The organism is Neptunomonas japonica DSM 18939 (genome assembly GCF_000422765.1).
GTDB lineage: Bacteria > Pseudomonadota > Gammaproteobacteria > Pseudomonadales > Balneatricaceae > Neptunomonas > Neptunomonas japonica.
The window spans coordinates 23,464-44,345 of the sequence record NZ_KE383916.1 but is presented as its reverse complement, the minus strand read 5'-3'; the positions used below and the strand labels follow the sequence as shown (position 1 = coordinate 44,345).

17 protein-coding genes are annotated in these 20,882 nt (G+C 43.5%); 10 read left to right on the top strand and 7 right to left on the bottom strand.

Translation table 11 applies throughout. The features are described from left to right. Positions 1-8 precede the first annotated feature (8 nt). From G511_RS0119400 to G511_RS0119390, 3 genes are read right to left on the bottom strand one after another with little or no spacing between them, the layout of a single operon-like run. Positions 9-1,331, bottom strand: coding sequence for a TRAP transporter large permease (locus tag G511_RS0119400; protein ID WP_028471122.1), 1,323 nt, complete (start codon positions 1,329-1,331; stop codon positions 9-11). Then, on the bottom strand, positions 1,321-1,863 hold the full coding sequence (locus G511_RS0119395) for a TRAP transporter small permease subunit (RefSeq protein ID WP_028471121.1): 543 nt from the start codon (positions 1,861-1,863) through the stop codon (positions 1,321-1,323). Before G511_RS0119395 ends, G511_RS0119400 begins: the two co-directional genes overlap by 11 nt. A gap of 56 nt (positions 1,864-1,919) precedes the next feature. Then, a complete protein-coding gene (locus G511_RS0119390) occupies positions 1,920-2,942 on the bottom strand; it encodes a TRAP transporter substrate-binding protein (protein WP_028471120.1) in 1,023 nt (340 codons plus the stop codon). Positions 2,943-3,180: 238 nt separating this feature from the next. Here G511_RS0119390 and G511_RS0119385 point away from each other — a divergent pair, with 238 nt between their 5' ends. The 4 genes from G511_RS0119385 (at position 3,181) to G511_RS0119370 (ending at position 8,324) form a co-directional block, all read left to right on the top strand. Continuing rightward, complete coding sequence (locus G511_RS0119385; protein WP_028471119.1) at positions 3,181-4,119, top strand: LysR family transcriptional regulator; 939 nt, start codon at positions 3,181-3,183, stop codon at positions 4,117-4,119. Between the two features lie 221 nt (positions 4,120-4,340). Further along, the gene (locus G511_RS0119380) at positions 4,341-5,624 is read left to right on the top strand and encodes an NAD(P)/FAD-dependent oxidoreductase (protein WP_028471118.1); all 1,284 of its coding nucleotides are present in this window, start codon (positions 4,341-4,343) and stop codon (positions 5,622-5,624) included. 80 nt (positions 5,625-5,704) lie between these two features. Further along, positions 5,705-7,213 (top strand): Na+/H+ antiporter NhaC family protein, encoded by a 1,509-nt coding sequence (locus G511_RS0119375; protein WP_028471117.1) that lies wholly within the window; start codon positions 5,705-5,707, stop codon positions 7,211-7,213. Positions 7,214-7,367: 154 nt separating this feature from the next. Further along, entirely contained in the window at positions 7,368-8,324 is a 957-nt protein-coding gene (locus G511_RS0119370; RefSeq protein ID WP_028471116.1) for a DMT family transporter, read from the top strand. A 32-nt stretch (positions 8,325-8,356) separates the two neighbouring features. Here the strand turns inward: G511_RS0119370 and G511_RS0119365 are convergent, their stop codons facing one another. Next, positions 8,357-8,779 (bottom strand): Crp/Fnr family transcriptional regulator, encoded by a 423-nt coding sequence (locus G511_RS0119365; protein ID WP_425411415.1) that lies wholly within the window; start codon positions 8,777-8,779, stop codon positions 8,357-8,359. A 392-nt stretch (positions 8,780-9,171) separates the two neighbouring features. On the opposite strand from G511_RS0119365, the gene G511_RS0119360 reads away from it, so the two are divergent. From G511_RS0119360 to G511_RS0119335, 6 genes are all read left to right on the top strand, one after another. Further along, on the top strand, positions 9,172-10,086 hold the full coding sequence (locus G511_RS0119360; RefSeq protein WP_028471114.1) for a LysR family transcriptional regulator: 915 nt from the start codon (positions 9,172-9,174) through the stop codon (positions 10,084-10,086). A 160-nt stretch (positions 10,087-10,246) separates the two neighbouring features. After that, positions 10,247-11,266 (top strand): TRAP transporter substrate-binding protein DctP, encoded by a 1,020-nt coding sequence (gene dctP / locus G511_RS0119355; RefSeq protein ID WP_028471113.1) that lies wholly within the window; start codon positions 10,247-10,249, stop codon positions 11,264-11,266. Positions 11,267-11,353: 87 nt separating this feature from the next. Beyond that, positions 11,354-11,989 (top strand): TRAP transporter small permease, encoded by a 636-nt coding sequence (locus G511_RS0119350; protein WP_028471112.1) that lies wholly within the window; start codon positions 11,354-11,356, stop codon positions 11,987-11,989. A gap of 6 nt (positions 11,990-11,995) precedes the next feature. Further along, a complete protein-coding gene (locus G511_RS0119345) occupies positions 11,996-13,297 on the top strand; it encodes a TRAP transporter large permease (RefSeq protein ID WP_028471111.1) in 1,302 nt (433 codons plus the stop codon). A gap of 206 nt (positions 13,298-13,503) precedes the next feature. Beyond that, positions 13,504-15,057, top strand: coding sequence for an MBOAT family O-acyltransferase (locus tag G511_RS0119340; protein ID WP_028471110.1), 1,554 nt, complete (start codon positions 13,504-13,506; stop codon positions 15,055-15,057). Then, a complete protein-coding gene (locus G511_RS0119335; RefSeq protein ID WP_156905259.1) occupies positions 14,955-16,226 on the top strand; it encodes a hypothetical protein in 1,272 nt (423 codons plus the stop codon). Before G511_RS0119340 ends, G511_RS0119335 begins: the two co-directional genes overlap by 103 nt. 215 nt (positions 16,227-16,441) lie before the next feature. On the opposite strand, the gene G511_RS0119330 is transcribed toward G511_RS0119335, so the two are convergent. The 3 genes from G511_RS0119330 to G511_RS0119320 all read right to left on the bottom strand — a co-directional run bounded on the left by G511_RS0119330 (position 16,442) and on the right by G511_RS0119320 (position 20,742). Beyond that, complete coding sequence (locus G511_RS0119330; RefSeq protein WP_028471108.1) at positions 16,442-17,932, bottom strand: CoA-acylating methylmalonate-semialdehyde dehydrogenase; 1,491 nt, start codon at positions 17,930-17,932, stop codon at positions 16,442-16,444. Positions 17,933-17,963: 31 nt separating this feature from the next. Continuing rightward, positions 17,964-19,310: an omega-aminotransferase AptA gene (gene aptA, locus G511_RS0119325; RefSeq protein ID WP_028471107.1), complete on the bottom strand. Its 1,347-nt coding sequence runs from the start codon at positions 19,308-19,310 to the stop codon at positions 17,964-17,966. A gap of 142 nt (positions 19,311-19,452) precedes the next feature. Then, entirely contained in the window at positions 19,453-20,742 is a 1,290-nt protein-coding gene (locus G511_RS0119320) for an NAD(P)/FAD-dependent oxidoreductase (RefSeq protein WP_028471106.1), read from the bottom strand. Positions 20,743-20,882: the final 140 nt, after the last annotated feature.

The window sequence follows — 20,882 nt, the reverse complement described above, 5'->3', positions numbered from 1 at the left end:
CCCTCCCCTTAACCCATCACTTTATTAGGTAGCCACAGTACGATTTCTGGAAATACCATGCAGAGAATTAAAACGACTAAATTAAGCATAATGAACGGCGTCACAGATTTGTATATATCCCCCATCCCGACACCTGCTGGCGCAATACCTTTGAGATAAAACAAAGCAAAACCATAAGGCGGCGTCTGTACGGCTATTAGAATATTAATAATCATCAATACACCAAACCAAATAGGGTCATAACCCATAGAGACCGCAATAGGAGTAAATAAGGGAGCGCACATCAAGACAATAATGAACTCATCAATGATAAATCCAAGCAGTAACATAATGATTTGAAACATGATGATGATCATGATCGGCGGCAGATCAAGCCCACCGACAAACTCGGCTACCATGCTCTGAACACCCATCAATAGGTGAAAGTTACTAAAGACTGAGGCGCCAAAAATTATCCACATCGCTACACTGACCAAAATAGCCGTTTGCAAACCAGCAGCTTGGAACATTTCCATTTTGAAACGTTTAAAAACAATTGCTAACACAATGGCACCCACTACACCGATGGCACCGGATTCAGTCGGCGTAGCTATACCGGTAATAATACTGCCCAACACAGCGACAATGAGCAGGACAGCAAACAAACCATCTCGTGCAGTCCTGAATTTTTGTTTCGCATTTAAAGGCGTACTTGGCTCCATCTCTTCTAATAAAGGAGCTCTTGAAGGGTTAAGTCGACAACTGATAACAACGTAGGCAACTAGCAAGCATATCATCAGTAATGCAGGCACCATCGCACCCAAAAACATTCGGCCAACAGAGTTTTGCGTTGATGCAGCAAACATGATCATAGGAATACTAGGGGGAATCAAAATACCCAAACCACCACCGGCCATAATCACACCCAAAGCCAATCGCTTATCGTAACCACGCTCAAGCATTGGACGAAGCGCAATACTGCCAGAGGTCATAATCCCGGCACCAATAATACCTACCATAGCGCCAATCATTGAGCATACAGCAATTACACTGATGGCCAGAGAGCCTCTTACTTTCCCAATAAGCAATTGGCTCGCGTTAAACATGGCATCACCGATGCCCGACTTAGTCAGCAATTGACCCATGTAAATATAGAGCGGGATGGCCAATAAAATGAAGCTGAAATAAGTGGCCTCAATTGTCGAAGGTATAACATTATAGATTCCATCGCCCCAGGTCATATAGCCGATAACCATCGCGATACCACCTAGCGCCAAACCTACCGGCGCACCTAGTGCAAAAAACACCAAGATACAAAGTAATAAAACAGCTGTTAATAACTCAATTCCCATCATCACTCTCCTGCTCAATTAACGCCTGACCGGTAAATAGGTAATAAAGATCAAGCAGCATATCGCGGCCTAATTGAGCTATAAAAAGCCCACTAGCAATAACCAGCATTACCCAGAAATGATACATAGGAGGCGCCCACTCACCTTGGCGACGATAATCAAACTCAATGGCTTCTTCGTACTTGCCAAGACTCATATGTAGAATAATCAGTAAAAAGAAAATCCCTAGGGAGAAAGACAGCAGATTGAACACACATCGTGTTTTATGGGAAACGCTTAGATAGAGAATATCAACATTGATATGCGCTCGCTTTTGCTGGGCATACGCGCCACCTAAAGCAGCAACATACCCAAACAAAAATAATGAAACATCAAAAGCCCAGATAGTCGGCTTACCGAGAAAGTAGCGAGAGAACACTTCGAACGCGACAACAAAAGCCAAAATAGGCATTAAGTAAGAAGCAGCTTTACCTGTCAGCATAACGACAAGATCAATACTGCGGCATACACCTCTTAAGAAAGTGGCAACCATGAAGACACCTATAAAGTAAAAAGAGGCGAAAACGCCTCTTTCAATGCTGAAACGAATTACTGGCTCTTTCTCAGAATATCGATCAACTGCTTACTGTATTTATCTTGCGAAGCGTACTCATCCCACAAACCAGCACCGGCATCCGCCCATGCTTTTTTATCAGCATCACTCGCTTCAGGGCTCCATTGCAGCCCTTTAGCTTTCATCTCTGTCACTGCTTCACTTTCCCAAGCTTTGGACTTACTCAATTGTGCCTGAGCATGATTCTCTGTCGCTTTTTGCACAGCAGCCTTCAGCTCTTCTGGTAATTTTTTCCAAGCACCACGATTTACAACAATAGGTAATACTTGAGCACCGGCCAGCGGCAGGCGATACATATACTTCGCAACTTCAACATGGTTTCCATCACGATGGTCGATCATGTTACTGCCGATAGAACCGTCAATAACACCGGTTGCTAGACTCGTGTATATTTCGCTCCATGCCAGAGATACAGGTGATGCGCCGAGGTTACGTAGGAATTTTCCGTAAGCACCCGGAGCACGAATTTTTAAACCTTGAAAATCAGCTACTGAATTAATAGGGTTTTTCGTGATGATATATACAGGTGGTTGAATATAAGGCTCAAGCCACACCATACCTTGTGACCCATACGCTTGCTTAAGTACCACATCCCAACCTTGGTCATGGAACAACGCATTCAGTTTTACCGGATCATCTGTACCGCCCGGCAAACCAATCTCTACAACACCTGCAGGTAGTTCACCGGCGTGCATAGATTGGAAAGGAGCACCCATTGTGATCAAGCCAGACTTGACCGCACCCAGCAAACCAGCTGTACCAACGCCTTCACCTGAGTAAAGAACCTGTACAGCAATTCTGCCATCAGACATTGACTCTATGTCTTTAGCTAAACCTTCATACAACTCACCAAAAGCTGTACCACGTCCATACAAGTTACTAAAACGCCAATTATGCTCAGCTGCAGATACATCTGCCACGACAACACTTAAACCTAAAGTTATCGCGAACGCTGATGTAGAAATTTTATGCTTAATATCTTTTATTTTTTTTAACATATTAATTACCCGTAATTTTCGCTTTTGGCTTGTTCAATAACCGTTAAACTCAGAGCTAGCTATCCTTCCAGATACATCTCTGCGTTTAAATTAGCGTGACTACACGTAAAGGTTTATTTTCCATTACTTAACAGGCAGACCTCTTCAACTTAGAATAAACTGTTAGTCATCGGTGCATATTTGGAGTTTTGGCTGTGCTGTGATGATCCACCAGCACTGAAGGCGAGTAAGAAAAGTCATGAAAAATTTTTCGTTGGGCCAAATTGGTGACTATGAAATAAAACAGCTTAAAGTATTCAAAACCGTGGTTGATTGTGGCGGCTTCAGTGCGGCTGAAACTCAGTTAAACATTAGTCGCCCAACGATTAGCATTCATATTGCCAATCTAGAATCCAGACTAAATTTAACCTTATGTAAGCGGGGTCGAGCAGGGTTTTCTTTGACTGAAGAAGGCGCTGTAATCTATCAGCAAACCAATACATTACTAGAATTACTAGAAGGGTTCCGTAACACAATAAACAACCTTAGCACCCAACCGTCTGGCTCTCTAAAAATTGCCCTTAGCGATGCTTTCAGCTTAGATGCCCGTTGCCGTTTACCACAAATAATCAAGGAATTTTGTCAGCTAGCGCCCGATGTAGAGCTATCAACAGATGTTGAACACATGAGTGTCATGGAACGAAAGGTGTTGAATGATGAATTAGACATTGCGTTCATTCCCTATCATCGCCAATTAGAAGGGCTAAATTATATACACCTCTTTTCTGACAATAATTATCTGTATTGTGGTCGAGACAACCCTCTCTACGACCTATCTGAAGATCAGTTAACCGAAGAGCTTATTAATGGTTCACGCATGGTGCATGCGGGGCTTAAACCTCATGAAGAAGTTTACCAGCAGCTATCCAGCATGCATCTTGCCGGAACCTCTTATCATTACGAATCTCGCATCGCAATGGTCTTATCTGGACAGTATATTTGCTTCTTACCAGAAGAGGTTGCCAAGCCTCATGTGGCTAAGGGGAACCTCAAAGCTATCGCCTCTAGCAGTAAGTTCTTTTCCTTAGGCGCTGCGGTTATCAGTAAGAAATCCTCCCAGCCAAACCGTGCTAAAGACCTCTTTCTTAAAACCATTCTCAATGTTTTTTCAGACACCCAGATAGACGCTCCATACTAAAAAAACTTCATATTTTAAAACTCATTATCATTGTGCATTTGATAAAATATACCCTACTGGGTATATCAACAATGATCCCCTGCAAAGTATCTTTATTAGCCTCAGCTATATAAACCCTCAGCCAAATAGTTATGACGGCGAACAAGTAACTTGATGGGTTTATTAAACATCCGAAGCCAAAATCGACCTGCTACCTGCCGGTCGTGATATAGAGGTTTATTATGGCAGCACCATCACACACAACGTCTTACTATGCCGCCTCGGCTAACGATAAGAACATACGCCCAACACTAAACGAGCAGATCACTGCAGACATCTGTGTTATTGGTGCAGGTTACACCGGACTTTCTACAGCGCTACATCTCGCCGAGAGTGGCTTCAAGGTTGTTGTACTTGAGGGTAGCCGCATTGGCTTTGGCGCCTCAGGGCGTAACGGTGGGCAGATCGTCCACAGTTTTAGCCGAGATATCGATTTTATCGAGAAGCACTACGGCAAAGAGACGGGCACCGAGATGGGTAAAATGGCTTTTGAAGGCGGGAAAATAATCCGCCACTTCATCAGCAAATACGGCATCCAGTGCGACCTGAAAGAAGCCGGCATCTTTGCCGCGTGTAATGCTAAACAGTTACAAGAAATGGAAAGTAAAAAACAGCTTTGGGAAGCGCATGGGCATACTCAGTTAGAGATGCTCTCAGCAGAAAGTATTCAAAAGCATGTAGGCTCTACACGCTATGAAGGCGGCTTACTGGATAAAAGTGGTGGGCATTTTCATCCGCTCAACCTTGTATTAGGTGAAGCTGCTGCATTGGAGTCTTTAGGCGGTGTCATTTATGAAGACTCAGAAGTTATCCGTGTTGAAGAAGGTAGCAAAGCCAAAGTTCATACCAAAAACGGCTGCGTCACAGCTGATTTTGTCGTTGTTGCGGGTAACGCTTACTTAGGTGGGCTCATTCCAAAACTTGAACAAAAAGCAATGCCATGCGGTACGCAAGTCATCACCACAGCCCCTCTAAGTGAAGCACAACAAAAAGAACTGCTGCCTCAAGACAACTGCGTGGAAGACTGCAACTACCTACTGGACTACTTTCGCTTATCCGGTGATGGCCGTTTAATTTATGGCGGCGGTGTAACCTACGGCGCACGAGAGCCTAGTAAGATTGAGTCTCTTATCGTACCTAATATGCTAAAAACCTTCCCGCAGCTCAAAGGCGTTAAAGTTGATTACGCATGGACGGGTAACTTTTTATTAACACTCATGCGCTTGCCGCAGTTTGGCCGTATCGGCGCTAACATCTACTACGCACAAGGCTATAGCGGCCACGGCATTACCTCTTCACACCTAGCTGGAAAAGTACTTTCTGATGCTATTCAAGGACAAGCAGCTCGTTATGATATTTTTGCTAGCCTTCCTCAGTATCCTTTTCCAGGTGGAAGGGCTTTCCGCATTCCTTACACTGCCATGGGCGCTTGGTACTACAACATGCGCGATAAACTAGGCGTTTAGTTTTTTATTAACATAGCGTCTAACAGCGCTGTGACACAGAAAATGGCTCAAAAAAATATAATAATGACCAAGGTATTTCCATGAGTACAGATTTAGCTCAACCCAGCATTGAGAGTAACGCCTTAACACACGTAGAAGAGACTACGAGTAGCCCTCAAAAGTGGTTACTATTTTTCGGCGGCATTATGGCCTTCTTTACCTATCTTTCAACACAACATGTTGAAGGGGAATCTTACGGTTTTTATAGCCTGCTGCCTGCTCTATTGATTCTATTTGTCGCTGTTATTACTAAAAAACCGCTTGAGTCTATTTTTGCAGGCATTATCGCCGGACTGCTATTACTAGACCCCTCCAATGTTATCAGCGGGCTAGGTGATTTATCTATCTCTGTTGTTATGAACGAGACCATTGCTTGGATTGTTTTGGTATGCGGCATGATGGGCGGATTAATCAACATGCTAGAGCGCGGTGGCAGCGTGCTCAGCTTTGGTCAAATGCTAGCGCGACGTATTAAAACACGTCGTGGAACCATGCTCACAACCTGCACATTAGGTATCATGGTATTTATCGATGATTATCTAAACTCTTTGGCTGTTTCTGCATCGATGAAAAACCTCACCGATCACTATAAAATCTCACGTGAAAAACTCGCCTTTTTAGTAGACTCTACAGCAGCCCCGGTGTGCATTCTCGTTCCCGTATCAACATGGGCGGTGTATTTTGCAGCCTTACTTGAAGAAAACGGTGCAGCAGCTGAGGGCAAAGGGATGTCGCTTTATATCGACTCTATCCCGTACATGGCTTATGGCTGGCTAGCGCTACTGGTTGTATTTTTAGTCGCCGCAGGTATTTTGGGCGACTTTGGTGCCATGAAACAAGCTGAAGAACGTGCTAAAGCAGGCAAAACAATTCCTCCCGGTATTTTAGTGGATGGTTTTGATACATCTAAGATGAAAAAGACCTCCCCACTCATTGGATTAATGAACTTCCTATTGCCAATGGCGGTGTTGGTTGCTGCAAGTATTTACTACGATATAGACCTGCTATTAGGTGCATTAGTCGCGTCAATGTTTACTATGGTGTTGTATTTCTGGCAGCGTCTATTGAGCTTTGCTCAACTGGTAGACTCTATGCTGGATGGCTTTAAAGTCATGCTACACCCAATCGCAGTAGTCTGTGCTGGCTTCATGGTAAAAGAGATCAATGATCAACTCGCCATGACTCCCTATATCATCGATTCCCTAACACCCTACTTATCTAAAGAGATGCTGCCAGCCTTAGTGTTTGCTTCTATGGCAGCTGTCGTATTTGCAACTGGTTCTAGCTGGGGCGTTTTTGTAGTGTCATTACCGATTGTGATTCCTATGGCCATCGCATTTGATATGTCGATGCCATTAACCGTTGGTGCGCTCTTATCTGCTTCTGCATTTGGCAGCCACGCCTGCTTCTTCAGTGATTCAACAGTACTGTCATCACAAGGCTCGGGCTGTACACCAATGCAACATGCACTCACACAGATTCCCTATGCAATGATCGCAGCTGCTTTAGCATTTGCATCACTGTTGATACTGGGTTTTGTTATGGCTTAAAGCCACAACCAGCCTCAATTATTGTGTAAGTAGCTACTGGCTCAATTCGTTGATTTTTCAGATAACATTATCCAATGAAAAGTTAGTGATTGAGCCTAAACCGATTCAATCGATTAACACCAAAATGTTAATCTCATGACAGAAGCGCATAATAATGACAATTACTTCTACTCGTATTGCCACCGTCATGCTGCTGTTTGTTAGCTTGATCTGGGGGGTTGAATTTGTTCTGATTGATCTTGCTGTCGCACGGATTCCAACACATACCTTTAATGCTATCCGTTTTGCTTTAGCTGCCCTATCGTTACTGCCTTTATTATGGTTGTCAGCGAAAAATGAAGCACCATTAGCCTATAAAAAACTCATACCCGCAGGCTTGTTATTAGGCTTTTTACTGTTTATTGGTTTTTATACACAAACAGAAGGTTTACGATTCACCTCGGTGTCTAATGCCGGATTCATTACTGGGTTGAACGTACCCTTGGTGCCACTACTCGGTTTATTTATATTCAGAAAAGCCGTCAGCAGGCCCGTATGGATTGGAGTTTGCACTGCAACTACAGGCTTATATTTGCTAACAATGGGTGATAACTTAGCGTTCAATTATGGCGATGTACTAGTACTCATATGCGCATTCGCATTTGCAACTCATATTGTGCTCACTGGCCGTATGGTTGATAGCTTACCGATCATTCCTCTAAGCATCGTCCAGCTCGTCGCTGTTGCCGTTTATAGTACTTTTGCCGCATTAGCTGATCCCAACCCGGCGTTTTATTTCCCTGAAGCAACACCCATAGCTTGGCAAGAACAACTACTTAACCCAATAGTTTTACTTGCTGTTTTAATCGCAGGCGTGCTTGGAACGGCTTATGCTTTTTGGGCGCAGTCAGCAAGCCAGAAACTACTTGAGCCGCATAAAGTAGCGCTTATTTTTGCAGCAGAACCAATATTTGCACACATATCAGCATGGTTATTTTTAGATGAGACGCTTGGTGAGAAAGGTATGATTGGTGCTGCTTTAATCATATCAGGCATGCTCATTTCAGAATTGGCAGACAGAAAACGCCCTGCCAAGGTCCACCCTCTTGACCATACTGCTACGCCTGACTAAATATACTCGGTCACTACCGCTAGCACTAACGACTACTGTTCAAGCGTATTAAGGTCAGCGCAAAGAGCATCGAGATGATTGATCTCACGGCTCATCTCACGGGTAATATTGATTAAAAAAACCACAAAATCTGAGGGAAATTTTTCGCAGACTTGATGAAATAAAGCAGATGAAATTTCTAAAAGGTACGTGGGTTCTTCTGCAACAGCAAAACCTCTTCGCTCATGCAAACCAATCATCCCGACAAAGCCAATTTGCTCTCCTGGTTTGAAGCTACGAATATAGATTTTTTGGTCGCCTTTAGCCCTAGAAAATCCCACTCGTCCATTTAATACCACATAGAAATAGTTGGAATCTTCACCCGGAGAAAACAGTGTATACCCTTGTTCACATTGATAAATACTGCCTTCTTGTAGCAGAAATTCAAGACAATCTTGTGTCAGAGCTCCAAACATTGAAAGCTCCCGACAGAAGTCTGTTGGGAAAATATTATCAACTGCCGAATAGGTGAGTAACTGCATAACAAATACCTAATCTTGTACTACTGATTTTCATGACAAACTGCACTATGACAAGTATAGCCCATTCACCATTCAAACAGTGCTGCAAAGTGAGCTCTTAACTACTCAGATAAAAATATAATAAATATGCCTCTACTAGTAAGACACTGAGTTAGTAGTTTTATATCCAGAAAGCTTCTTAATAATAGCAAATCACCTACTTCCAATAACAACGACGAATAGTAAAAATGCCTGATTTTAACTTCACATTTAAGTTTAAAAAAAAGTAATATAAAAATACTTACTAAAACAAAACCACATCTAAAACGTTAAAAAAGAGCATTATCGTGAGCAAAATAAAATTTAAAGGCCAGCTAAGCGACATTGATCTGCGCTTGCTTCGAATATACAAGGTGGTTGTAGAGTGCGGTGGCTTTTCAGCGGCTGAAGTTGAACTCAACATTAGCCGAGCGGCTATCAGCATCGCTATGTCTGATTTAGAAAGCCGCCTTGGCTTTCGGCTCTGCCAACGAGGACGCTCAGGATTTTCTCTATCAGAAGAAGGCGAACACATTTATCACTACACTCTGCAACTGCTATCATCAATTGAAGACTTTCGCACCCAAGTCAATACACTGCATACGCAACTCAAGGGCGAGTTAAACATAGGTATTACCGACAACCTCGTTACCCTGCCGCACATGAGAATTACAAACGCGTTATCAGCACTCAAAACTCAAGGGCCCGATGTAACGGTCAATATCCGAATGATTCCTCCTAACGAGATAGAGCTAGGTGTGCTTGATGGACGTTTGCATATTGGGATAGTACCGGATTTACGCCCCCTTGCAGGCCTGCATTACTTCCCGCTTTACCAAGAAGAATCTCAGCTTTATTGCTCATCAGCCCATCCGCTCTTTGCAGCCCGAGACAGTGTTTTAAAAACACTGGGGGAGTGGGATGCTGTCGTACCTGCATATGCACAAACACCCGAAATCAAAGCGTGCTATCAACAACTAAAATCCACTGCAACAGCTACCGACAGAGAAGGAATTGCTTTTCTAATTCTGACAGGGCGCTACATAGGTTATTTGCCGGCACATTTAGCGGCGCAGTGGGTTGGTGCCGAAAAAATGCGCGCCTTACTTCCTGAAAAGTATAACTATTCAACTCAATTTTCTGCAATTACCCGCAAAGGCGCACGCTCAAATTTAGTTTTACAGACCTACCTAGAAAACCTAACTGATACAACTCAATCCTAATAAATTTAGCCTGACCTCTAGAATAATACAGTTAAGTAATTACTTAACTGTATTAAAAATATTTAGGATTTAACCAACATTCTGCTTAACGCAAAATCACTGAGCTTCACATCAAATGAAGCCACGGAATGACCATACAAAAAAAATACCAGAGGTCACTATGACAATTACGAAAAACGTCAAATCTATTATTACAAACTGCGCACTCGCCGCAACACTGTCTATATCAGCTATTGGATCAGCACAGGCAGATGAAACTTTCATTCTTGCCCAAGCAATGACAACAGATCATATTTTCCATGCATCTTCTGAGAAGTTCATGGCAGAACTAGCAACACAAAATTCAAGCTATTCCGCAGACTATCACCCGGGTGGTGACTTGGGTGACTGGACTTCGCAGTTTGAACAAACCATGCAGGGTGTCATCCCTATGACTATGACGTATGGTGCTTCTGAATTTGATGGTCGTTTAGACCTAACATGGCTGGGCTATGTTGTTGATAGCTGGGACAAAGCGCGTGAAGTATACGGCCCCAACGGACCAATGCTTGATGTGTATAACAAAATTCTTGCGGACAACGACCTTGTCTCTTTAGGTATCATTCCTGCTGGTTTTGGCTCTATCACTATTCGTAAAGGTGTCGGCAAAATTCCAACAAACTTCCCAGAAGATGCGAAAGGCATAAAAATGCGTGTAGTGCCTACACCGCTTGCTGTGCAGCGCTTTAAAAACTGGGGATTCTCTGCCGTACCGATGCCTTTTGCTGAGCTTTATACAGGACTTCAGCTAGGCACAGTTGATGGCCGTGCTTTTGGTCCTGCTGTTGAAATTTGGCAGATGCGCGATGTGCTAGAAAGCTACATTCTTACACGTGACTACTTTGAACATGCTTTTTGGCTAGTCAATAAAGATTGGTGGGAAGACCTACCAGCAACTGAGCGCGAAAAAATTCAAGCAGCGGCTAATGAAACACTCAAATGGGCATGGCAAGAAGCTGAAGCGATCGACAACAGCTATTTGGAAAAAGTACGCGACCACGGTATTAAAATCGTAGAGCTAAATGACCAAGAGCTGGAAAAAGCAAAACAAGCATTGTATGCCAGCGAATGGCCATACATGGAAAAAATAGTGGGTAGCGAAATCATGGGCATGATGCGAAAAATCGCAGGCATTAACTAATCCATATTCGAACTAGTTAATGATGTCTACGCCGTCATCTCTCAATGAGATGACGGTATTTCCTCTAACCTCTTCGAGGTAGCCCCAATGACCGTGCAAAAACACACTGCAGGTGATAGCAGCGTTTATAATTTTGATCCCGACCTGTCTGACCACCCTGCCCCCCATCACCTAAGTGCTATTCCTGAAAATGAGCCCCAAGGTGCAGAACGTTTTTTAATAAAATTCGAACAGATTCTTGACTGGATTTTTCGAGTACTGATGATCATGACAGGACTCGGTTTATCTTTTTTAATGTTCGGCCAGATCATCATGCGTTATGTGATTGAGTCCCCTTTCGCTGGCATTGAAGAAGCGGCTGTATTACTGGGTGTTTGGATCTACTTTTTAGGAATGGGCTACGCGACCCGTGTACGAGAACACATACACGGCGGCATTGTGACCCTCATCATTACCGACCCTTACAAAATCAACATGATTCGTTTTGCGGGCTCTATCATCAGTATGACAGCGGCCTGTATTTTTGGTTACTTCGCTTTCAAGTATGCACTGTTCGTTATCGATAAAGGGCGCATGAGCATTAACCTCCAATGGCCTCGTGGGCTCTGGAGCGGCAGCATGATTGTGGGCTTTTCAATGATGGCTGGCTACTTTCTTCTGGAAGCTATCAATGAGTTTCGAGCATTACGTAAAAGCCGTCAGGCTCGTTGTCATCAGGAGTAAACTAAAATGACTATTTTTCTTCTTACTATGCTGCTAGTTGTCATTTTACTGCTGGCTGAAATCCCTGTTGCTTTTTCTTTTGGCATTGGCGCACTAACTTTTGCCTACACCACAGGCAACAACATATCTTTTTTGATCCCTCACGGCTTTAAAACTGCCAGTGGTTTTGCGTTACTAGCCTTACCGTTATTTATCTTTGCCGGCATATTAATGGCCGAAGGCGGAATATCCGATAGGCTACTTAATTTTGTTAACGCCTTTGTAGGACGAATTAAAGGTGGATTAGGCGCAGTTACTGTCCTTACTTGTGCGTTATTTGGCGCAATTTCTGGTAGCTCATCTGCCGCTATCGCGGCGATTGGCCAAATTATGATTCCGCGCATGGTACGAGAAGGCTACCCAGAAGGCCATGCAACGGCATTGGTTGCTTGTTCTTCCGTATTGGCATTAATGATTCCCCCCAGTATTCCCATGATCATCTTCTCGATAACGGGCGGCCTTTCAGTGGGAGCTGCGTTCCTATCAACAATTATCCCAGGAATTATGCTTACGCTGCTGTATTGCATACTTAACTTCTGGTTCTTGCGTAATAATGACCAAATTAAAGTAGAGGCACCGCTTTCATTTAAAGAAGCGACGGTAGGTGTTGCTAAAGCGGGTTACAGTGCAGGATTTGCTCTGCTTATGCCGATCATCATCCTAGGTGCTATTTACAGCGGTATTGCCACGCCGACCGAAGCAGCCGCCATTGCCGTAATCTACGCCATTCCTGTTGGACTCTTTGTTTATAAAGGCTTATCACTACGCAGCCTTGGCTCTGTTACCGTTAGAGCTGTGACTATGACAGGCTCCATTATGGCAGTATTGTTTTTCCTGTTCATCATGAGCCGGGCGATGATTCTTGAACAAGTACCTAAAGAATTAGCAGAAGCATTACTGCAGATATCAGATAACAAGTATGTAATCTTGCTGTTAATCAATGTTCTACTGTTACTGATCGGCATGATAGTTGATGATATTTCAGGCAGTGTATTAGCAGCAGTCATCTTCTTACCGGTAATACAACAGCTAGGCATAGATCCTATTCACTTTGCAGCTGTCGTTGGCGTGAACTTAGGCTTAGGCAATGTATCTCCACCCTGCGCCCCGATGCTTTATATGGCAGGAGGGGTTAGTAAACTCTCATTGGATAAATATATAAAACCCACTCTAAAGCTCCTCTGTTTTGGCCATTTACCTATGGTGCTACTCGTTACATTTGTTCCGGAACTATCGCTATTTTTACCGCATTTAGTCATGGGGAATTAAAAAACTCACAACGATTTACACCTTTTATCAGACGAACCTATACCTAGATTCGTCTGCTTTTTAACTTTAAAAAAGCTATATTCACCTGCTGTTCACATCTCTATTTTTAAAAAAATCAGAACTAAAAGCCTGCAGTTTTTTACTCTTCCCAATGATAATATATAGGAACTCTTAACGAACGGATCTTCAAATAAGAAAGGTATCTAATGCTATTTAACTCCGCCGAATTCATATTTGGATTTGTTCCTATTGTTTTATTTGGCTTCTTTTGGATAGCCAGCCGCTTCGGCAACGAATCAGCCATACTCTGGTTAGTATTATCTTCCTTATTCTTTTATGGCTGGTGGGACCCTAGTTACCTTCTGATTATTCTTAGCTCTATGGTGTGTAACTACCATCTGGGGCGATATATCTACAATCTTAAAAGTAAATGGCTACTAACTGCGGGGGTAGTAGGTAATCTTGCCGTTTTAGGGTACTTCAAATATGCAGGCTTTTTGGTTTTCAATTTAGCCTGGTTAACCAATAGCGATTGGTCTATCGAAAATATAGTTTTGCCATTAGCGATATCCTTTTTTACGTTTCAACAAATTGCTTATCTAGTCGACTCTTATAAACAAGTGACTGAAGAATATCGCTTTATTCATTACGCTTTATTTGTAACTTTCTTTCCACAACTGATCGCCGGACCTATAGTCCATCACAAAGAGATGCTGCCACAGTTCCAAAGTAATAATGCGTTTCGTATTAACGCAAATCATATAGCAATCGGTATCAGTATTTTTGCGATTGGGCTTTTTAAGAAAACGGTGATAGCTGACGGTATGGCCGACTACGCCAACCCTGTCTTTAATGCAGCAGATGCTGGTTCTGCACCTGATTTATTGCTCGCATGGTCTGGCATACTCGCTTATACCTTTCAAATCTATTTCGATTTTTCAGGATATTCAGACATGGCGCTAGGCTTAGCACGCATGTTTGGCATCATTCTCCCTCTTAACTTTTACTCTCCTTACAAAGCCCGTTCTATCGCCGAGTTTTGGCGACGCTGGCACATTACATTATCGCGCTTTCTCAGAGATTATATTTACATACCTCTTGGGGGGAATCGTAAAGGACAAGGCTATCGCTATCTTTTTCTTATGACGACAATGCTATTAGGTGGGCTATGGCATGGAGCCGGTTGGAATTTCGTCATTTGGGGAGCTCTTCACGGAGGTTTTCTAGCCGTACACCAAGGCTGGCGCTTATTGAGTGAACGCCATACCTGGTTACAATTGCATGCATCTATTGCTTGGCTCATCACTATGCTGACTGTCATCGTTGCATGGGGCTTTTTCCGTGCCACCAGCTTGGACGGAGCATTAAGTATTTTACAAGGAATGGTTGGGCTAAACGGTGTCGCGATACCAATGGCTATCCTAGCCCGCTTAGGTGAGATAGGTGTAATGCTTCAATCATGGGGAGTGACAGGCTACCACGGGGGTGCAAGCCATCTAGTATCAGCATGGATCTATTGCCTATTACTTATCCCTGTTGTTGTTTGTTTGCCTACTGTACAAGATCTATTTCGCCAGCATCGCGCATCACTAACCAATATAGAAGAAACAGCAGGCGCTGGTTTTTGGCTTGCTCCACGTTTCATTCGTAAGCTTGCATGGCAACCAGCACTGGTATGGGCAAGCTTTTCATCATTGTTGCTCGTCATTGGTTTAATGACGCTTGGGCAAGTCAGCGACTTCCTCTACTTTCAGTTTTAAAGGGCAGTATGAACACTTATCTAAAACAATTTTCTACTGTCACAGCTTTACTGTTAATAGTTGTCGCTTCATTAAACTGGGCAACAGACCCCTTTGCGGTCTGGCATAACCGCTGTATAGAGGGGTTAAATTGTCATAAAACAGAAGCGGGAGACAAAATATATCTGACTAAAGCCTACCAATGGCGGCACGTTAATCCTAATATAGTCATATTAGGTAACTCTCGACCGGAGTTAGGCCTTAACCCTAGCAGCGCCCTTTTTAAAGAAAAGACAGTCTATAACCTTGGAATAAGAGGTGCAGGAGTAGGTACGCAAACCAAACATCTACTAAATTTGCTAGAAACAAGCACACCTGAGCGTGTAATATTAAGCATCGATTTTTTAGATTTTCTCCAACGTTCAACATCTACAGTTAACTGGCCGCCTAAACCTTATCCTAGTTCTAATATGCCATTAACTTTACTGCAACAGCCCAATCCTTATTACTTCAATAATAATATAAAAGCGCGCTTAGCCACTTTATATTCGCTGGATACAACCCTTGCGAGTATCAAAACCCTAGCGAGACAACACCAACAAACAAACTACACAACCCTGGACGGATTCAATCAAGCACAGGGTTTTATCCCTATCGTCAATAATGAAGGCACTCAAGCTCTGTTTGACCAAAAGCGACAAGAACTACTAAAAAGACTAAATGGAAAATCATACAGCCTAGCGGATAAGCAGGGACAATCCAGCAGCTTTAACTCTTTGAAAATATTGGTTGATGCGCTGAAAAGCAAAGGTATTAAACTGGATATCTTTATCAGCCCTTACCATCATCGATATCTTGAGATTGTTAATCAAACAGGTCATTTCGAACTCTATCTAGCGTGGAAACGAAAGCTAGTTAACCAGCTATCCATATTAGACTTTTTCCCTCATGGAACTCTATTAGATTTCAGCGGTTTCAACCGATATACCCTTGAACCAGTGCCTCAGGGGCGAGGAAAATTCATGAAATGGTATTGGGAGCCATCGCACTACCGGGAAGAGCTTGGAGAGGTGATTATTGAACACATTTTATCAAGCAATACTGAGTTCAAACTAACGAAAGAAAATATCGAACCACGATTAGCTAAAGAGAAGTCCACGATTAGTAGCCTTCATGCTAGTTCAGAATAACCGCCCTCTGCTTGCACTATTGCTGCCTTCTTGCAGCGTCCATAAAAAAAGCAGGCTCTGATAAATCAGAAGCCTGCAAAAAGGATAGAGCTAGCAATAAAGTAAGACTTATTAATAGAGTAGCCACTATCGATAAAGTAGGAGCTATCAAAGATAGAACAGACTACTCCAGGGAGAAAATTTGAGGAGCAAAACATAACTCCTCAGAAAAACATCTAGCTAGGGAAAGAGAACGATACGCCTTCACGTACACCGCTTGAAGGCCAACGCTGAGTAATCGTTTTACGCTTAGTGTAAAAACGTACTGAGTCTGGACCGTACGCGTGAAGATCACCAAACAATGAGCGCTTCCAACCACCAAAACTGTGATAAGAAACTGGCACTGGCAGTGGTACGTTAATGCCCACCATACCCACTTGAATATTATCAGAGAAGTAACGTGCTGCTTCGCCATCACGGGTAAAGATACAAGTACCATTTCCATATTCATGATCATTGATCAGCTGCATCGCTTCATCCATCGTATTAACACGTACGATTTGCAATACAGGGCCAAAAATCTCTTCCTGATAGCTAACCATTGAAGGCGTTACACCATCAATCAATGTCGCGCCAACAAAGAAACCTTCTTCATAACCAGCCACCTGAGGGTTACGACCATCAACAACAATGGTTGCTCCGTCTTGCTCTGAACTATCAATATAGCCCACAACTTTCTGCTGGTGCTGACGCGTAATAACAGGACCAAAGTCATTGCTGCTATCAGTTGCTGCACCGACTTTTAATGACTGCATGGCTGCACTCATTTTAGCGACCAATGCATCTGCCGCCTGATCACCTACTGCAACAGCAACAGACAAAGCCATACAACGCTCGCCTGATGATCCAAAAGCAGCACCCAGTAGTTGATTTACAGCATTATCCATATCAGCATCTGGCATAACGATCGCGTGGTTTTTAGCACCGCCCAAAGCCTGACAGCGTTTGCCATTTGCATTGGCTGTGCTGTAGATATACTCAGCAATCGGTGTTGAACCAACGAAGCTTACCGCTTTAACACGAACATCTGTTAGCAGTACATCAACGGCTTCTTTATCACCGTTAACTACATTCATTACACCTGCTGGCAAACCCGCTTCCTGTAACAGTTGAGCGATAAACAACGTCGAACTAGGGTCACGTTCAGAAGGCTTCAATACAAATGTATTACCGCAAGCGATAGCCATTGGATACATCCATAACGGCACCATCGCAGGGAAGTTAAACGGTGTAATACCCGTAACAACACCTAACGGCTGAAACTCACTCCATGAATCAATATTTGGGCCTACATTTTTGCTATGCTCGCCTTTAAGTAGCTCGGCAACACCACAAGCATACTCAACATTTTCAATACCACGCTGCAACTCACCCGCTGCATCATGGCTAATTTTTCCGTGCTCTTCACCGATCATCTGGCAAATTTTATCGGCGTTCTGCTCTAGCAAAGCTTTGAAGCGAAACATAACAGCAGCACGCTTACCTACTGGCGTATTACGCCATTCAGGAAACGCCGCCTGTGCAGCAGCAATCGCTTCTTCTACTGTTTCTACGGACGCCAACGCAACTTGCTTTGTAGCTTCGCCGGTCGCCGGATTGAATACATCTTGAGTACGTGCTGCATCAGTACGCATTTCACCGTTAATTAAATGGCCTACAGTTGTCATTTTCTTTCCTCAAATTTTTATTGTTGCGAGCTTATGCAAGTTCGTTAATCGACTCGCCCAGCGCATTAATCACGTTATCAATCTCTGCATTTTCAACAGTGAATGGCAGACCCAGTTGAATCGTGTCGCCACCACAACGAACATAAAAACCTTTTTCCCAACACTTCATCGCAATCTGGAAAGGACGCAATGCAGGCTCTCCCGGTGCAGACTCAATGGTTAAAGCGCCAGCCAATCCGTAGTTTCGGATATCCGAGACATACTTTGTGCCCTTGAGGCTATGCAGCATTTCTTCGAACTGCGGAGAAACAGTTTTGACCCTTTCAACTAACTTGTCTTGTGCCAAAATATCCAGTGAAGCAAGGCCAGCAGCACAGGCAACGGGGTGTGCGGAATAGGTATAACCGTGTGGCAATTCAAGCATATATTCTGCGCCACCTGCTTCCATAAAGGTGTCGTAGATTTCCTGCTTAGCAACCATAGCTCCCATAGGGATAACACCATTGGTTAGCTGCTTCGCTATCGTCATCATATCTGGCACAACGCCAAATTCTTCTGCGCCTGTATTTGAGCCCATACGGCCAAAGCCTGTGATCACTTCATCAAAAATGAGCAAAATATTGTGCTTATCACAAATCTCACGTAAACGTTTAAGATAGCCTACAGGCGGTGGAATCACACCAGCAGAACCGGCTAATGGCTCAACGATAACAGCAGCAATATTAGACGCATCGTGCAGCGCGAGTAAGTTTTCCAGCTCATCAGCTAAGTGCGCGCCAGTTTCTGGCATACCCTTAGTAAACAGGTTCTCTGGCAGCATCGTATGCGGCAAATGTACGGCATCTAGCGCTTGTCCATAAAGCACACGGTTACCGACGATACCACCGACACTCACACCACCCCAGTTAACACCGTGGTAGCCCTTAACACGACCAATAAAGCGCGTTTTGCTCGCCTGACCTTTCTTGCGCCAGTAAGCACGAGCAACTTTCAGTGCTGTTTCTACAGCTTCAGAACCAGAACCGGTGAAGAAAACACGATTTAGCCCTTCAGGCATTAATTCAGTAATACGGTGTGCCAGCTCAAATGACTTTGGGTGCCCATATTGAAAAGCAGGAGAGTAATCCAATTCTTTAACTTGACGGCTTACGGCTTCAGTAATTTCCGGGCGGCTATGGCCAGCACCACACGTCCATAAGCCAGAGAGGCCATCAAAAATTTTTCTACCATCAGCAGAGGTATAATAGTTCCCCTCAGCTGAAACAATTAGGCGTGGATCTTTCTTAAATTCTCGGTTGCCTGAATAAGGCATCCAGTGAGCATCTAACTGCTCTTGAGATAAACCGCAAAGTGCCTGGTCGTCATTATTTTTATTCATTCGCCACCTCATAGGTTGTAAAAAGATGCTAAACAGACTGAGCTGTATTGATCTTACAATTCGATATCATTGATGCAATTATGCCCAGTTCATTAGGTTATTAAATTCATTTATTTTTAACTTATATTAAGTGATAAGTTAACTATAGAAACCTATCACGCAATGAGTAATACAACATACCAGCCACTAACCCCGGCCAACGTAGCAAGGTGCCTCCAGGAAAATCCGGCGTAGGTACTTTTGCAAACAGGTCAAATTTTTCTGCACTACCACTAACAGCCTCCGCCATTAGTTTGCCACCCAAGGTAGCCAATGCCACACCATGACCAGAATATCCTTGTGCAACAAAGAGGTTACCCTCTATGCGGGCAAAATAGGGCATACGATTAAGTGTAATGGCTAACGTCCCGCCCCACCCATAATCCACTTTAACGCCTGCTAATTCAGGATAGACCTCAAGCATATGCCTTTGCACAAAGTGCCTAATATCCTTAGGAAAACGCCGTGTATAGTTTTCACCACCGCCCCACAAGATGCGATTATCAGCTGACAGCTTAAAATAATTAACAACAAACTTTGAGTCAGCGACAGCGACATCGTCGCGGTTAATTCTGTGGCACAACTCATCACTCAATGGCTCAGTTGCTAGCATAAAATTATTGATAGGCATGATCTTGCTAGCAATTCTTGGCTCTAGATTTTCTATATAACCATTACAGGCTAGCAATATATAACGTGCTTTAACCTCACCCTGCACGGTACTAACACGAGTATCAACCCCGGTTTTGTATGCGCTTACCCTAGTATTCTCATAAATACTGACCCCAGCACCTAAAGCAGCGTCCGCTAGTCCTAGCGCATAATTAAGCGGGTGCAAGTGGATGCCTTCGCTCCAGTACTCTCCTGCATGAAAATGATCAGTACCCAGCATGGCTTGTATTTCATCACGCGCAAGATAACGAATGTCCTCGTAACCCAACTCTTTTTGCTTATGCTCAACTGATTCTTGCAGCGCGTTAACATGAGATGCTTTTGCCGCAACATGCAGTACTCCTTGCTTCTGGTCACACTGAATATTGTGTTGTGTAATCAGCTGCCTCACTAATGCTACGGATTCAATAGACATATCCCATAGCACTTTAGCATTGCCAGCGCCAACCTTGCTTTTAAGCGCTTGGTATTCCATATTATGGCCAGGGCAAACCTGACCACCATTACGACCAGAAGCACCCCAACCTATTTTTTCTGCTTCTAATAACGTCACTGAATAACCTTTTTCAGCCAGATGTAATGCAGCAGACAGGCCCGTGTAACCTGCGCCCACAATACAAACATCCGTAGTTACCTCGCCAACTAGCTCCGCATGACAGCGCGTATCATTACCAAGCGTGTTCGCCGTAGCCATATAATATGAGGGAGCATATTCAGCCATAATGGACGCCGTCTCTTACCTTGTTTTAGGGTTATCGTGAATGAAACAATAACAACATAAAATATCAACAGGCACTATATTTATTATGTTCACTGTTACAAACACCCTGTTGCCATAACTTATAGATCAATAGCAGGGCA

Excerpts from the sequence above, each read along its gene's own strand:
- G511_RS0119380 (WP_028471118.1), top strand. The coding sequence starts at position 4,341 with ATGGCAGCACCATCACACACAACGTCTTACTATGCCGCCTCGGCTAAC.
- G511_RS0119350 (WP_028471112.1), top strand. The coding sequence starts at position 11,354 with ATGACCGTGCAAAAACACACTGCAGGTGATAGCAGCGTTTATAATTTT.
- G511_RS0119375 (WP_028471117.1), top strand. The coding sequence starts at position 5,705 with ATGAGTACAGATTTAGCTCAACCCAGCATTGAGAGTAACGCCTTAACA.
- G511_RS0119320 (WP_028471106.1), bottom strand. The coding sequence starts at position 20,742 with ATGGCTGAATATGCTCCCTCATATTATATGGCTACGGCGAACACGCTT.
- G511_RS0119365 (WP_425411415.1), bottom strand. The coding sequence starts at position 8,779 with ATGTTTGGAGCTCTGACACAAGATTGTCTTGAATTTCTGCTACAAGAA.
- G511_RS0119400 (WP_028471122.1), bottom strand. The coding sequence starts at position 1,331 with ATGGGAATTGAGTTATTAACAGCTGTTTTATTACTTTGTATCTTGGTG.
- aptA (WP_028471107.1), bottom strand. The coding sequence starts at position 19,310 with ATGAATAAAAATAATGACGACCAGGCACTTTGCGGTTTATCTCAAGAG.
- G511_RS0119345 (WP_028471111.1), top strand. The coding sequence starts at position 11,996 with ATGACTATTTTTCTTCTTACTATGCTGCTAGTTGTCATTTTACTGCTG.
- G511_RS0119385 (WP_028471119.1), top strand. The coding sequence starts at position 3,181 with ATGAAAAATTTTTCGTTGGGCCAAATTGGTGACTATGAAATAAAACAG.
- G511_RS0119340 (WP_028471110.1), top strand. The coding sequence starts at position 13,504 with ATGCTATTTAACTCCGCCGAATTCATATTTGGATTTGTTCCTATTGTT.
- G511_RS0119395 (WP_028471121.1), bottom strand. The coding sequence starts at position 1,863 with ATGGTTGCCACTTTCTTAAGAGGTGTATGCCGCAGTATTGATCTTGTC.
- G511_RS0119335 (WP_156905259.1), top strand. The coding sequence starts at position 14,955 with ATGGCAACCAGCACTGGTATGGGCAAGCTTTTCATCATTGTTGCTCGT.
- G511_RS0119370 (WP_028471116.1), top strand. The coding sequence starts at position 7,368 with ATGACAATTACTTCTACTCGTATTGCCACCGTCATGCTGCTGTTTGTT.
- G511_RS0119390 (WP_028471120.1), bottom strand. The coding sequence starts at position 2,942 with ATGTTAAAAAAAATAAAAGATATTAAGCATAAAATTTCTACATCAGCG.
- dctP (WP_028471113.1), top strand. The coding sequence starts at position 10,247 with ATGACAATTACGAAAAACGTCAAATCTATTATTACAAACTGCGCACTC.
- G511_RS0119330 (WP_028471108.1), bottom strand. The coding sequence starts at position 17,932 with ATGACAACTGTAGGCCATTTAATTAACGGTGAAATGCGTACTGATGCA.